Raw genomic sequence first — 13,222 nt, 5'->3', positions numbered from 1 at the left:
GATAGTTATACCGAATTATTTATAACATTTTTGGTTGAAATTCATATTAATCAATATTTTAATCTAAATAGTTCATATTAATTTATAATCTGCTCAGGAGAACATGGCAGAAGAAGGGCGCCGTTTCTGGCATGGCTTTGCCCCTGATACGGCGCCCGTGGTTGGAGAGAGGGCAATGGCCTGTAGAGGGATGCCATCTCAAGGAGGTCAAGACATGACGAGATTATCGCACCCCAATGGCAGGATGATCTTAATACGTAATAAATCTTTTGGTTAAATTCATACAGATCTCCGTCGTCGACTCGTACCACATCATGGCGTGAACAATCGTTATGTACTTCAATGTTCATTCAATATGCATAGGATGATGAGCTATGAATGTTAATCTTGGGGCTCCGTACGAGATTGCTATAAAAAGCATCATCGAGAAGGGTTATGCTGGAAATCGGACGGAAGTCATACGTCAGGCCATCATGGCTTATAAGCGGATCATCGAGGAAGAAGAGCTGAAGCTGGCGCATAGAGGAGTTATGACGGAGATGGGCGAGCTGGAAGCCGGAAAGGCCGAGACCCATTCCTTTGAAGAGATAAAAAAGATACTTGAGGCTGAGCGCTGAAGATCTATGGACCTCGTCTTCTCAGACTCTGCAAAAAAGGAGCTTGAGAACCTCCCACAGGAGCTGAAGGTCCTTTTTCTGAACCGCTTGGAGAAGATGGTGATGGTGCCTCCTCGCAAACGGATGAAGCACCCGGATCCCCGCCGAACTTCCTGGCTATCGGGGCGGAGGATTTAAAAAAGGCGATGGATGCCCCGGAAGTTGGGACATCGTTCCTTTGTTTTACTTTCTTCATCCCTAGACGAAGGCCATCTTGTTCAAGGGTATCGGAACCCCGATGGCTATACCGCCCCTGGTGAAGTAGAGGTCGACCTCGCCGTTGTGGGCCCAATACCAGCGGGGGTAGTAAAGGGTGAGGGCGGGAAGGTCCTCGGCGTAGAGCTCCTGGGCCTCAGAGATCATATCAGCCCGGCGGTCCTCGTCGGTCTCCCTCCTCTGATCCTCCAGGAGGTCGGCCAACCGGCCGTTATCGGCGTAACGGGCGCTGTTGAGAGTCTCTTCCAGGGTCATCCTCCGGAGGTAGTCGGGGTCTGCGCCTAGGCCTCCGTGGCCGGAGAGGGCGAGGTCGAAGTCCCAGGCCATCACCCTGGAGTCGAGGGTGGCGCCGTCGAGGGATCGGAGGGTGACGACGAGGCCTGCATCCTCCAGCTGCCGCTCCAGGAGCTCCGCCACCCGGGAGCCGGGCCAGCCGACGGTCCCTCTCTCCGCCACGAGGATCTCCACCTTCTCCCCGGCGCGACCGAGGTCGGAGATCATATCCCTCGCCAGGTCGGGGTCGCGCTCATACGCCTCGACTCCGGGGTTGTACCAGTCGCTGTCGGGGGGGGCCATCCCGGGGCTTCCTGTGACCCCCTGCCCCCGGAGGGCGATATCCACCAGGCCATCGCGGTCGATGGCCAGGGCGAGGGCCCGCCGGAACTCGGGGTCGGAGAAGGGCTCTTTCTGGTGGTTGATCATCAACTTCGCGTTCCAGTCGTGAGCGCCCTCGATTATCTCAAGTCCGGCGCCCTCGAGCGCTGATACCGCCTCCGGCGGAACGGAGGCGGCGTCGACGTACCCCTGCCTCAGGGCGGCGGGGGCAGTCTGGTCAGAGACCTTGACGAAGGCAATCCTTCCCACCTTGGGAGCGCCTACATAGTAGTCGTCGTACGCCTCATAGAGGTAGCTGCCCTGGGCCTTGTTGTAGTCGGCGAGGATGAAGGGGCCTGTCCCGATCAGGGCGTCGTCCTCCCTATAGCCCGCAGGATCGGAGACCCCCTCCCATATGTGGCGGGGGAGGATGGGGAGGGTGGAGGCGACGAGGTCCATGAAGGGGGCGTAAGGGTCGGCGAGGCGGAGCTTCACTGCGTGGTCGCCGGAGGCCTCGGCAGATTCGATTATGGCGGAGTCGACCCACTGGTAGGGGTGGCGTTTGATGTAATCTACGGTGAAGACGACGTCGGAGGCGTCGAACGGCTCGCCGTCGTGCCAGGTGACGCCCTCCCTCAGATGGAAGAGGTAGGCGTTCTCGGCATCGATGTACTCCCACTCCTCAGCGAGGGCCGGAAGGTATCCCCGGTCGTCCTTCCAGACGAGGGTGTCGAAGATGAAGCTCATCCGGACGTATCCGGGCCCCCGGGAGTAGTGGGCGTATGGAGAGGGGAAGCCCCAGTCTCCCGTGGCATCGGCGATGGTGTACTCTGCCACCTCGCGGTCGGCGGCCGCAGCGGGGCCGGCGGCCATCAGCGCCAGGAGGGCGAGGGCCAGTCCAAATATCAGGGGTTTTAGCACTTGCAAACACCTCTTTATGGATAGTCAGATCTCTTGTTATGATGGTAAATGTTATTCTGCCTATTTATGAATCTATTCGTTATAATTATGTAAACCACGGAAATTTATAGCTAGTGCTCTGGAACCTTAATTTTGATGGTTAAGATCTGCATCTTAAACGCCGAAACGTTTTTCGTGGGCGGTAACAGCCTTCCTCCGTGTGCTTTCCCTGGCAACGTTGAACGCCCTGTCCAGATGGATGCCCATATTTAGTGGGAGAAGAATAGATAGAATAAGTACCCGTGGTGGAATAAATGTGCCCGAAAAAGAGAGCAAATATCGAAACGGTTTTTCTGGAAGAACAAGATAAACTCTCCATGCCCTATCGAGTTGAACGTCTACGGTATTTGATTGAGCAATTCGGCGATGAGAAGCACTTGCTCATGGGGGGAATGAGTTGGTACTACTTTGAAGAAGCACGCTTATCATATTTGAATGGGATTTCATTGGTCATCGGTTAAGGAGTTTAAACTACACGATCTCGCCATTTTTCACACGAATTATGCGTCATCTAGATTTGATCCGATTTCAAGACTGACTTGCTGTAGCCTCTTTGACCAAGCCAATCTCACCGTACTTGCTACCGAGATCGCTGCCTCATCGCGATTCTTCTCTTAACCGATGACCAATGGAGAAGGCTTACGAGCTGGACTTCACCTCCTTTTACCCCTCGATCATAGTCAACTACAACCTATCCCCCGAGACCCTGGACGGCGGCAGCAAAAGGGGTTTTCTCAGCGGGGTGATCGAGCCGCTCCTGGATCTGAGGCTTCTGACCAAGGGGCTGAAGAAGGTCCATCCCCGGTACAAAGGCCTTGATTCGGTGCTGAAGTGGATGCTGGTCACATCTTTCGGCTATACAGGCTAGAAGAACACCAAGTTCGGAGGGATCGAGGTCCACGAGGCGATCACCTCCATCTCCAGGGAGCTGCTCCTCCAGGCGAAGCTCATCGCAGAAACCCTGGACCTTCTGGTCCTTCACGGGATCGTGGACTGCCTCTGGGTCAAAGGCGGCGACGTCTCCGTCGTCTCTTTATTCAAGGAGAAGGTGGAAGCCCTGACCAATATAGCCACCGAGCTCGACCCCTACGACTGGATCGTCTTCCTCCCCCTCGCCGACGGCTTCGGAGCCTACAACCGGTACTTCGGTCGGCTCTCCGGAGGGGGGCTGAAGGTGAAGGGGGTTCTGGCCCGGAGGAGGGACACCCCGGAGTACGTCAGACGGATGCAGACTGAGGTATTCGAGAAGATGGGCGAAGCCCGGTCCATGGATGAGCTCCGGAGGGTTGAGCCGGAGGCGCTGGACATAGCGAGGAGGTATCGTCGAGGGCTCCAGGCTGCCGACCCCTCTGAGATGGTGATACGCCGGCGGATGAGCAAGCTTCATTACGACAAAAAATGCGTCGGAGCCTCGGTGGTCTCTGCTTATCGGAGAAGGGGATTGAAGCTGTCGCCGGGGATGACCGCGGGATACGTGGTCCGGGATGCAAAGATGTGGGAGGTCGATGCGGAATGGGACGCCACCGAGTTCGATCTGGACTATTATGGGAGGCTCATCGAGAAGGCCTGGGAGGAGGCGGCCTTCCCCTTCAGGTTCATGAAGTCTTCAGGACCTGATCCGTCGGTTCGGCCCCGTCGAGCCCGTGGAAACCATACAATTTTTAGGCTGAAAGACAAGTTTTATTAAGGATTAAATACAAAATAACCAGATTGTTCCGGGGTTTGCCTCTCCGGCATGATGAAAAGGCAGAGGAGATCCAAAACCCGTTTTTCTCGGATGGACCGATAGAGCGGATGATTCTTATGGCGCAGATACCAGCTTCAAATATCGAGGTCCTTATGGCCGAGGTCAGGTGGATAAAGTTGAAAAACCATCTGATCTTGATCCTGGCTGCCGCCTTCCTCCTCCTCCTCGCGATGAACTGCATCCCGGAGTGCCCACCCCCCTGAGGAAGGTGCCGGCGAAGATGCTCTGGCGGCGTCATCGGAGGCCTTTGACCATATAAGGCTCCGCCAGCCGGTAGCCGTGGCGCCGGTAATAGGGCCGAGCCCCGATGCCGCTGGTGACGTAAAGCGAGTCGTATCCCGCCCCCAGGGAGATCTCCTCCGCCTCGGCGAGGAGGCTTGATCCCAGCCCCCGGTGCTGCCATCCCCCCCTCTCTCCCAGGGGGGTCATGGGGCCGTAGACGTGAAGCTCCCTGACCCGGGCCTCCTCTTTCAGCCTCAGCCTCAGAAAGGCCGCCAGGGTCCCGTCATCCGTCTCATAAGAGAGGAACCGCTCCTCGCCGCCGCAGGCCTGGTAGGAGAGATCCCTGATGGATACCTCCGTCTCTTCGCAGACGCCCCGAAGGCCCGCCTCACGACACCTGATGCACCGGCAGGCCCCCCCCCTCGCAAGGAGCCTCTCCTTTGCCAGCTGGCGCAGGTTGCTCTTTTTGACCCCGGCGGCTATCGCCGGGGCCGGGATGTCCCTCTGTACCCGCTGGAGCCTCACGTAGGGGGGGATCATCTCCTTGATCCGGGATAAGAGCTGCGCCGCCTCATCGTCTCCCAGGGGCTCGTACTCGCCCCGGAGGTAGAGGTCGTAGAGCTCCGTCCCCTCCACCACCAGGGCGGGGTAGATCTTGAGGTAGTCGGGCCTCCAATCCTCGCCATCGAAGAGCGCCCGAAAGGAGGCGAGGTCCCTCCGAGGATCAGAGCCGGGAAGCCCCGGCATCATGTGAAACCCCACCTTAAGACCCGCATCTCTGAGGGCTCGGTTCGCATCGACGGCGTCCTGGGCAGAGTGGCCCCGCCTCATCTTCCCGAGAAGTTCGTCGTCGGTGGACTGGACCCCCAGCTCCACCTTCGTCCCGCCCAGAAGGAGCATATTTCGTATGGAGGTCGGACCGCACCAGTCGGGCCTCGTCTCGAAGGTGGTGCCGACGTTTCTGACCCGGGACGATTCGTTAGCCGCCGCCACTTCACGAAAGCTCCTCAGACACCCTCTGGAATCTGGAAATGTCGCCGTCCCGTCCCTTCCGGGATGGTCGTTCATCGCCTCAAGGCACCTCTTTACAAACCAGGTCTGATAGCCGAGGGGCCTGGAGGTTATCGTCCCGCCCATGACGATCAGGTCCACCTTGTCCACGGGATGGCCGATCTCCTCAAGCTGGCGGAGGCGGGCCCTCACCTGGAGGTAGGGGTCGTAGCCGTGCTGGATCGCCCGCATCGCCGCCGGCTCCCGCCCGGTGTAGCTCTGGGGCGTCGGACTTGCGTCCCGGCGGCCGACGCCCCCGGGGCAGGGGACGCAGACGCCGTGGGGGCAGGGGGCGGGAGATGTCATGGCAGCCACCACCGCCACCCCCGATAAGGTTCGAGTCGGCTTTCTACCCAGGAGCTTCAGACGGGCACGCTCACTTTCACCGGCCTCGGCGAGGATATCGGCGTTCTTCGGCAGGTCTGCGAGGCCAAACTTCCTGCCCGCCTTCCTCTTCCACCGATCGAGATCCGCTTCGCTTGAGATCTCCCCGGATAGGACGGCGTCGACGATCTCCCGGAGAGCCGCCTTTACCTCTCGATCAGCTTTCTCGCCACGATCCGTTTTCTGGCTCCGATCCGTCTTCATCCCTCGATCCAGTGGACCGCCTCTGCCATATCCCGTCCCGGCGGCGGAGCCGGTCTCTCCGCGGGCCAGCCGATGGGAACTATGGCCGTAGGGACGAGCCGGCGGGGGAGGCTCAGAATCTCCCTCACCATCAGCTCGTCGAAGGCGCCGGTCCAGCAGCCTGATAGCCCCATATCGAAGGCGGCGAGGAGGAGGCAGGTCGTCGCCGAGGCGGCGTCCTGGATCGAGTAGAGCTGGCCCCGGTCGCCGTACCTCCTCCCCGACCGGGCCGGATCGGCGCAGACGACGATGACGACGGGTGCGCTAGCTACGTGCTCCTGGCCGAAGGCGGCGGCGGCGAGGGCTGCCTTCAATTCGGGGCGGGCGACTACGTAGTACTCCCTCGCCCTGAGGTTTCCGGCAGAAGGCGCGGCCTCCGCCGCCTCGATGAGAGAGGAGACCATTTCCCGGCCGACGGGGCGGTCGGCGTACCTCCTCACCGACCTTCGGCCCACCAGGGCTTCTTTGAAGTTCATCGCCCTTATGTCGCCCCCCGAGGGATATTAAAATTTCTGATGGAGCCGGAGGCGAAGGTCGAGACGGGAAGAGATAAAAGCCCCGAAGGCACCCTTCCGGGAAAGGTGTTCAGATCCATGATCGATATCGCCATTCCAAAGGGGAGCCTACAGAGCCAGACCCTCCAGCTCTTCGCCCAGGCGGGGCTGGAGATCAAGAGGACGGAGCGGGAGTACAACGCCCGGATCGACGATCCCAGGGTGGGGAAGGTGAAGATCCTCCGCCCCCAGGAGATCCCTACATACGTCGCCAAGGGGCGCTTCGACCTGGGGATCAGCGGGACGGACTGGATCAGGGAGTCGGCCGCGGACGTCGTCACCGTCGCGGAGCTCGACTACGGAAAGCAGGGCCCCGGAAAGGTGAAGGTCGTCGTCGCCGTCCCCGAGGCCCAGGAGGCCACCTCGGCGAGGGGCGTCCTTCCCGGCTCCAGGATATCGACGGAGTATCCGAACCTGACGAGGAGGTTCTTCGAAGATCTCGGCATCCCCGTCGAGGTGGAGTACTCCTACGGCGCGACGGAGGCGAAGGTGCCGGAGCTCGCCGACGCCGTAGTCGACCTGACGGAGACGGGCTCGACCCTCGTCAAGAACGGCCTGAAGATCGTCGACGTCATCCTGGAGTCGACCTCCGAGCTGATCGCAAATAAGGAGAGCTGGGCCGACCCCGAGAAGAGGGAGGAGATCGAGGCGATCGAGACGATGCTCTTTGCCGTCACCCGGGCGAGGGGGAAGGTCTTGATCGCCCTGAACGTCCCCGAGGATCAGATCGAGGAGGTGATCGCCCTTCTTCCCAGCATGAAGAGGCCGACGGTCTCGAAGCTCTACAACTCCGGGTACTACGCCGTCCAGTCCGTCGTCGACCGGTCGGGGATTAACCTGCTCATCCCGAAGCTGAAGAAGGCCGGGGCCGAGGATATCATCGAGGTCGCCATATCGAAGATCGTGCCTTGAAGCCTCGCCGGGGCGATAGATAAGGAAGATCAGGAAGAAAGGAATAGGAAAGCAAGATCGTGGTTGGCGGGCGTGAAGGGATTCGAACCCTTGATCTACAGCTTAGGAGGCTGCCGCCTTGTCCTGGCTAGGCTACACGCCCACGACGGCTTTCTGGAAGGGGAAACTGGTATATCAAGGTTTCCGGCGAGTGTCTATTATTGTATATTCCCGAAGCCTTTGACATAAGGTCGCGTACCCAGATTACTGAATAGCGCTAACGGGTGACGTAATGGCTGTTTGGCAGAAAATGAGTCGCTTGGATTCGATTCGAGTGGCAATTTTCAGTAGAACGAGTACGCGACCTGACATTATATACTCAACAAATATTCTTGTTTTTTAGAAATAAAATTATCAAGTTAATTAATTCTAGAATGAAAAAGTTAAGGGTTTTTATCGATTGGAATTTTTATCTTTTTCTTCGTCTATATTTAGGTTCATTCGTAGCTAGATATATTTTTATATATTTTTTTATTCTTTTATAATGCCGATACCCAATTGCTATTCCAATGAGTAATGATGGAATTCCTGATGCAAAACTGAGAAAAATAATCCATTGCGTATCTATTGTCGGAATATACTTTCTTTTTATTATATTATATACTTCAATTTCTATACTCTGTTGCGTCTTGCTTTCATGATCAGTAGCGACTAATGTGAACTCATTAACCCCTTTGTTATTTAATTCTGATTGATTCAATATATATGTATGTGAAGAATTGTCCTGTCCATTATTTTTTGATAAAAACGTCCCGACTAACGTATGATCCTTTTTATATATATAAACGTTTATGGGATCGGAGTCGAAATCTTTGACAACTACATTAATAGTAGCATCTTTTCCTAATTTAATTGCTTCTGGGTATTCTAATCTCTCAAAACTAGGCTCTCTATTATGAATAGCTATATATAAGTTATCATTGTTGCTTTGTGAAATTTCGTGTGATCTCCCATTATTATCTTTAATATTCGCTCTCAGCAAAGGACTATTAAATATAAATTGACCACTTTTATTAGTTCTTACAGTATATTCTAGATTTATTGAGGAATATATGCCGTCGTTGAAGACCCATCTTATAGTCTTTGGGTCTCTATTAGGATTTTTTTCAGAATCGTCTTCATAGGTATCGCTATCCTTTTTTACTAATTCGAATTGATTGGGGATTTCTTCCTGCAAATTGACATATTCTATCGTATTCTTCAAATCACAATTCAGGATTCTCAATCGTATTGTAATATTATCATTTTTATAGTATTTTTCGCGCAGTCCTTTTGTATTTTTGTCTATCGTTATTGGAGGGCCTAGCGGACCTATATAATACGATCCCTTAGAACGTGAGGAACTTGCAATAGTGATGTCCTGCAAATTAGCTGGAGAAATGGTGGAATCCGAAACTAACATGGGTCCAGGCTTGAGGATGGGGATGGGAGTGATAACTGTGGGTCCGGATTTAAATTCTGGATCTGATCCTTCCTCACTCACTCCAATATAAGGCACTATACAAGCTAATAAACATAATTTTAATACTATTATTATTAAGCGTTTTGATTTCGTCATATAGGTCCACCCAGTTTCCCATGATCACATCGTAAGCAAATTGCGTCAAATAATACTTCATTATCACTCGGCCCGCACATGCCTGGTAAGCTAGTTGCATAACAATTGTAGTTATTCGAACATACTATATCACATTGAACATCGGCCGCAAAAATATTACCTAATCCGATTATATTACCATCGCAATAATGATCCAATCTAATTCCAGCTTTGGATTCTCTAATGTAATTATTATCTATAAAATTTTTATTTCCGCTGTATATATATAATCCATGCTCAACATTCCCATTCAACTCGTTCCTGTAAACATTACACTTTACGGAATTCAATAAGACGATACCATTATTTAAGCTATTATTAACATAATTATAACTAACTTCTGTTTCGACACCTTGAATAACCATCCCATGCATTTTACAATCTGATATACTATTGTTAGAAATTATACAACCTATCTTATTATTAACTAAGCGAATGCCTGTGGATGCCTCGTTAATTGCGATAGAATTTATTGTAACATGATCAGCATTTATTAAAACTCCTGTTCCATTTGTATGTATAATAGAGTTTAATTCTTCAGTTCCAATTAGAGTTAGCGATTTCTCAATTATAACATTTTCGTTATATGAGCCAGATCTTATTATCACAGTTCCGTTTTCTTCTACGTGCTCAATAGCCTCTTTAATTGTCCTATATATATATATACTTTCGTTAAATTTATATTGATCAACATAGGTAGTCTTATTATAATAATCGCATACAGATTCTGGCACTTTAGGTTCTGGTTCTGGCACTTTAGGTTCTGGTTCTGGCACTTTAGGTTCTGGTTCTGGCACTTTAGGTTCTGGTTCTGGCACTTTAGGTTCTGGTTCCAATATATTTTTCTCAATACAAATATTGTCAATCCACCCAGCCCCAGCTGATTCAGGTATATTTCTCCCGATAGAACGCTTGAGAAACCTCCATTCAAGTACATGCTTTCCGCCTTCAACTTCGATCTCTTTTTTATTCCAACCGAATACGTCAGTGTTTCTATCTAGATGGATCTCATTACCGTCTACCAGAAACGAAAATTTACCTATATCTGTTTTAACGCTAGGGGCCCAATTGTGGAATTCTTCCGCTCTCCAGTAAAAACTGACATTTGCAGGACCGACTACATCTTTGAAAATGCTGCTTGTTTTCCCTTGATCGATAACACCGGATTTAAGAGAGCAAGAGCTTCTATAGCCCGGAGAAGTCTGATACCAATCAGTATAACCAAAGCTATCGATATCCGTCTCATTCTCAAAACTATAACATTCTAATTTAGCCGTAGCAGATAAAGTCGACCCCTGGAAGGCTAAAACACAGATAAATCCTATTATGGCGATTTTAGCACACATTATTTTTCTATATATAGTTTTATTATAGAAACTCATTCCACTCTTAGCCTCCCTTTGATAAATCTCTTAAGGCTCTTCGTCTCCCTCATGACGATATGCGCTTTTGACCTCCTAACTACCCTCCATACGAGCGATATAAATTCCTTTCGGAAAACTCGCCTCAGACCCATCAATACATGGACAACATATTCCATCGGATTGAGCTTGCAGCCTTAACAATTTCACCAAAAACCAGCCCACATCAAAACGGTAGAGAAAATATGGATATGCCATATCCAACCAAAATCCCGAAAGCTGCCTGCATAACCAATCCCAAAATCTCGCCCCTCTCCGCGACACCCCACCACTCCTATCTCCCCACATCCTTTCGCAGGAGTGAGGCGGCCCCAAGCCCCCCCCCCCATCTATATCCTCAGCTGCCCCTTCTCGTACAGATCCCGCGCCACCTGCGCGAGCCCCGGCCCCTTCACCTCCTCGCCGTAAGACGGCAGGAGCGCGATCTGCTTATTCGCGAACTTCGTTTTGATCTCCTCGATGTACCCTTTCTGCGAGGCGACCCGCCGGCTGCAGTAGTCGCATTCGCAGGGGGCCATCACGTGGTTGACTATTATCGAGTCGACGGATACCCCGTGGGCCTCGACGGTCTTTATCAGCCGCTCGCTCTCCATCACCGCCGCCTTCTCCGGGATCATGACGACGGAGATGGTGGTGATCTCGGAGTCGATGAGGGCGTTTCTCATCGTCTCGGCCTTCGTTCTGAGGCGGCGGACCTCCTTGACGACGGAGTCGCCGAAGCCCGGCTCCAGCATGTTGAAGATCCCCGTCCATCTCGACTTCATCCCCAGGAGGCGGGTGACGACGCCGGTGGTCACCTCGGGAAGCTTCAGGAGCGGGAGGACGAGGGCGGTGGGGGCCGAGTCGATGACGACGACGTCGTAATCTCCTTCCATGTAGACGTCGTAGAGCCGGTCCATGAAGATCAGCTCCCCGACCCCGGGGACGGCCCCGAAGTCCTGGGGGCGGACCTCGAACTGGAACATCTCGAATAATGCTCGAAATAGGCTTTTGTAGCTAGCGTAGAACTTCTCCGCCTCCGCCGCGAGGTCCGGCTCCACGGCGTAGAGGTTCTCGGCTATGGGGGTGGGCTTATCGCCGATCTCCGCCTCCAGGATGTCGGAGAGGGAGTGGGCGGGGTCCATGGAGAAGGCGAGGGTCTTTTTGCCATTTTGAGAGGTCCAGAGCCCCGTCGCCGCCGAGGAGACGCTTTTGCCGACGCCCCCCTTCCCAGCCATGTAGACGAGTCGCATGGATGAAGAGTTGACGGGAGCGAGATTTACCCCTTTTGCTCTCCTCCGACGGTCCGGGAGGGGAGGGGGAGGAGAGGGGGAGGAGAGGGGGAAGAGAGGGGGAAGGGAGGAGGAAGCTTGCGAAGTTTTAATATGCCATCGATCCGTTCAGCCCCCCCAGAGACGAAATGAGGAACGGGGCATGACGAGAAATATCAGAGTCGAGAGGTTGAGCCAGCAGCCAGTCGAAGAGCAGATGATCGAGCTAGTGGAGAGGAAGGGGATCGGCCACCCCGACAGCATCGCCGACGGGCTGGCGGAGTCGATCAGCTGCGCCCTCTGCCACGAGTACAAGAGGAGGGTCGGGGCCGTCCTCCACCACAACACCGACGAGACCCAGGTCGTCGCCGGCAGGTCCTGCCCCGCCTTTGGAGGCGGCGAGATCATCCAGCCGATATACGTCCTCCTCTCCGGGAGAGCTACGCGGTTCTTCGAGGAGCAGGAGATCCCCGTCGACGTCATCGCCCGGAGGACGGCGAAGGAGTACATAAGAAGCGTCCTCTGCAACATCGACGTCAGCGACCACGTCATCTTGGACTGCAGGATAGGGACCGGCTCCTCAGACCTCCAGGACGTCTTCAAGAGGAAGGTCCCCGGCGCCAACGACACCTCCTTCGGCGTCGGATACGCCCCCTTCTCCGAGACGGAGACGGTCGTCTACGATACCGAGAGGTTCCTCATGGACCTTAAAAAGAGGATCCCCGCCATCGGCGAAGACGTCAAGGTGATGGCGATGAGGTCCGGCGACACCATAAACCTGACCGTCGCCTGCGCCATGGTGGGAAGGCACCTCGACGACCTCGCCGACTACATGGAGACCAAAGAGGTGATCGTCCGGGAGATCGAGGAGAACGTCTGCTCCTGCGCGAAGAGGGAGGTGAAGGTCCAGCTGAACGTCGCCGACGACCCCGAGTCGGGGTCGGTCTACCTGACGGTCTCGGGGACCTCGGCGGAGATGGGAGACGACGGCTCCGTCGGGAGGGGCAACCGGGCCAACGGCCTCATCACCCTCAACCGCCCCATGTCCATGGAGGCGACAAGCGGGAAGAACCCCATCAGGCACGTCGGGAAGATCTACAACCTCCTCTCGACCCAGATCGCAAACAAGATCGTCGCCGAGGTGGAGGAGGTCGGGGAGGTCTACGTCCGGATCCTCTCCCAGATAGGCAAGCCCATCGACGAGCCCCACATGCTCTCCATCCAGACGACGGTGACGGAGGGGGCCAACTACTCCCGCGTCCAGTCCGAGGCGGAAGAGATCGCAAACCAGTGGCTCGACGACATCCTGATGATCCAGGACAAATTGATGAAGGGGGAGCTGAAGACCTTCTGAAGTAAAAAAATCTATTTTTATAT

General features: G+C 54.2%; 13 protein-coding genes and 1 tRNA gene. 7 read left to right on the top strand and 7 right to left on the bottom strand.

The window, feature by feature from the left end; translation table 11 throughout:
* The first annotated feature begins 374 nt into the window (after nt 1-374).
* Nucleotides 375-617: a type II toxin-antitoxin system ParD family antitoxin gene (locus P0O24_RS00500; RefSeq protein WP_316967776.1), complete on the top strand. Its 243-nt coding sequence runs from the start codon at nt 375-377 to the stop codon at nt 615-617.
* A 237-nt stretch (nt 618-854) separates the two neighbouring features.
* Here the strand turns inward: P0O24_RS00500 and P0O24_RS00495 are convergent, their stop codons facing one another.
* Entirely contained in the window at nt 855-2,339 is a 1,485-nt protein-coding gene (locus P0O24_RS00495) for an ABC transporter substrate-binding protein (protein ID WP_394356639.1), read from the bottom strand.
* 247 nt (nt 2,340-2,586) lie between these two features.
* On the opposite strand from P0O24_RS00495, the gene P0O24_RS00490 reads away from it, so the two are divergent.
* The 4 genes from P0O24_RS00490 to P0O24_RS00475 all read left to right on the top strand — a co-directional run bounded on the left by P0O24_RS00490 (nt 2,587) and on the right by P0O24_RS00475 (nt 4,376).
* Nucleotides 2,587-2,736, top strand: a complete 150-nt coding sequence (locus P0O24_RS00490; RefSeq protein ID WP_316967775.1) for a hypothetical protein — start codon at nt 2,587-2,589, stop codon at nt 2,734-2,736.
* 318 nt (nt 2,737-3,054) lie between these two features.
* Complete coding sequence (locus tag P0O24_RS00485; RefSeq protein ID WP_316967774.1) at nt 3,055-3,294, top strand: DNA polymerase domain-containing protein; 240 nt, start codon at nt 3,055-3,057, stop codon at nt 3,292-3,294.
* Nucleotides 3,295-3,414: 120 nt separating this feature from the next.
* Nucleotides 3,415-4,113, top strand: a complete 699-nt coding sequence (locus P0O24_RS00480; protein ID WP_316967773.1) for a hypothetical protein — start codon at nt 3,415-3,417, stop codon at nt 4,111-4,113.
* Nucleotides 4,114-4,229: 116 nt separating this feature from the next.
* Nucleotides 4,230-4,376 carry a hypothetical protein gene (locus tag P0O24_RS00475; protein WP_316967772.1) on the top strand — a complete coding sequence of 49 codons (147 nt, stop codon included), beginning with the start codon at nt 4,230-4,232 and terminating at the stop codon, nt 4,374-4,376.
* 31 nt (nt 4,377-4,407) lie between these two features.
* On the opposite strand, the gene P0O24_RS00470 is transcribed toward P0O24_RS00475, so the two are convergent.
* Both P0O24_RS00470 and P0O24_RS00465 read right to left on the bottom strand, forming a co-directional pair.
* On the bottom strand, nt 4,408-6,033 hold the full coding sequence (locus tag P0O24_RS00470) for a tRNA uridine(34) 5-carboxymethylaminomethyl modification radical SAM/GNAT enzyme Elp3 (protein WP_316967771.1): 1,626 nt from the start codon (nt 6,031-6,033) through the stop codon (nt 4,408-4,410).
* Complete coding sequence (locus P0O24_RS00465; RefSeq protein WP_316967770.1) at nt 6,030-6,548, bottom strand: nitroreductase family protein; 519 nt, start codon at nt 6,546-6,548, stop codon at nt 6,030-6,032. Before P0O24_RS00465 ends, P0O24_RS00470 begins: the two co-directional genes overlap by 4 nt.
* A gap of 117 nt (nt 6,549-6,665) precedes the next feature.
* On the opposite strand from P0O24_RS00465, the gene hisG reads away from it, so the two are divergent.
* Nucleotides 6,666-7,538, top strand: a complete 873-nt coding sequence (gene hisG, locus P0O24_RS00460; protein WP_394356638.1) for an ATP phosphoribosyltransferase — start codon at nt 6,666-6,668, stop codon at nt 7,536-7,538.
* Nucleotides 7,539-7,602: 64 nt separating this feature from the next.
* Here the strand turns inward: hisG and P0O24_RS00455 are convergent.
* From P0O24_RS00455 to P0O24_RS00440, 4 genes are all read right to left on the bottom strand, one after another.
* A tRNA-Arg gene (locus P0O24_RS00455) sits at nt 7,603-7,680 on the bottom strand.
* A 306-nt stretch (nt 7,681-7,986) separates the two neighbouring features.
* Entirely contained in the window at nt 7,987-9,060 is a 1,074-nt protein-coding gene (locus P0O24_RS00450) for a hypothetical protein (RefSeq protein ID WP_316967768.1), read from the bottom strand.
* A 71-nt stretch (nt 9,061-9,131) separates the two neighbouring features.
* Entirely contained in the window at nt 9,132-10,520 is a 1,389-nt protein-coding gene (locus P0O24_RS00445) for a right-handed parallel beta-helix repeat-containing protein (RefSeq protein WP_316967767.1), read from the bottom strand.
* Nucleotides 10,521-10,924: 404 nt separating this feature from the next.
* A complete protein-coding gene (locus P0O24_RS00440) occupies nt 10,925-11,827 on the bottom strand; it encodes an ArsA family ATPase (RefSeq protein WP_316967766.1) in 903 nt (300 codons plus the stop codon).
* A gap of 181 nt (nt 11,828-12,008) precedes the next feature.
* Between P0O24_RS00440 and P0O24_RS00435 the strand changes: the two genes are divergently transcribed.
* Nucleotides 12,009-13,199 (top strand): methionine adenosyltransferase, encoded by a 1,191-nt coding sequence (locus tag P0O24_RS00435; RefSeq protein WP_316967765.1) that lies wholly within the window; start codon nt 12,009-12,011, stop codon nt 13,197-13,199.
* Nucleotides 13,200-13,222 lie beyond the last annotated feature (23 nt).

The organism is Candidatus Methanocrinis alkalitolerans, from assembly GCF_029167205.1.
Classification (GTDB): domain Archaea; phylum Halobacteriota; class Methanosarcinia; order Methanotrichales; family Methanotrichaceae; genus Methanocrinis; species Methanocrinis alkalitolerans.
The sequence above is the reverse complement of the archived record's forward strand: the minus strand, read 5'-3'. Positions and strand labels throughout refer to the sequence as shown.

Coding starts and splice junctions, on each gene's coding strand:
- P0O24_RS00500 (WP_316967776.1), top strand. CDS start 375: ATGAATGTTAATCTTGGGGCTCCGTACGAGATTGCTATAAAAAGCATC.
- P0O24_RS00495 (WP_394356639.1), bottom strand. CDS start 2,339: ATGGCCGCCGGCCCCGCTGCGGCCGCCGACCGCGAGGTGGCAGAGTAC.
- P0O24_RS00485 (WP_316967774.1), top strand. CDS start 3,055: ATGGAGAAGGCTTACGAGCTGGACTTCACCTCCTTTTACCCCTCGATC.
- P0O24_RS00475 (WP_316967772.1), top strand. CDS start 4,230: ATGGCGCAGATACCAGCTTCAAATATCGAGGTCCTTATGGCCGAGGTC.
- P0O24_RS00470 (WP_316967771.1), bottom strand. CDS start 6,033: ATGAAGACGGATCGGAGCCAGAAAACGGATCGTGGCGAGAAAGCTGAT.
- P0O24_RS00465 (WP_316967770.1), bottom strand. CDS start 6,548: ATGAACTTCAAAGAAGCCCTGGTGGGCCGAAGGTCGGTGAGGAGGTAC.
- hisG (WP_394356638.1), top strand. CDS start 6,666: ATGATCGATATCGCCATTCCAAAGGGGAGCCTACAGAGCCAGACCCTC.
- P0O24_RS00445 (WP_316967767.1), bottom strand. CDS start 10,520: ATGTGTGCTAAAATCGCCATAATAGGATTTATCTGTGTTTTAGCCTTC.
- P0O24_RS00440 (WP_316967766.1), bottom strand. CDS start 11,827: ATGCGACTCGTCTACATGGCTGGGAAGGGGGGCGTCGGCAAAAGCGTC.
- P0O24_RS00435 (WP_316967765.1), top strand. CDS start 12,009: ATGACGAGAAATATCAGAGTCGAGAGGTTGAGCCAGCAGCCAGTCGAA.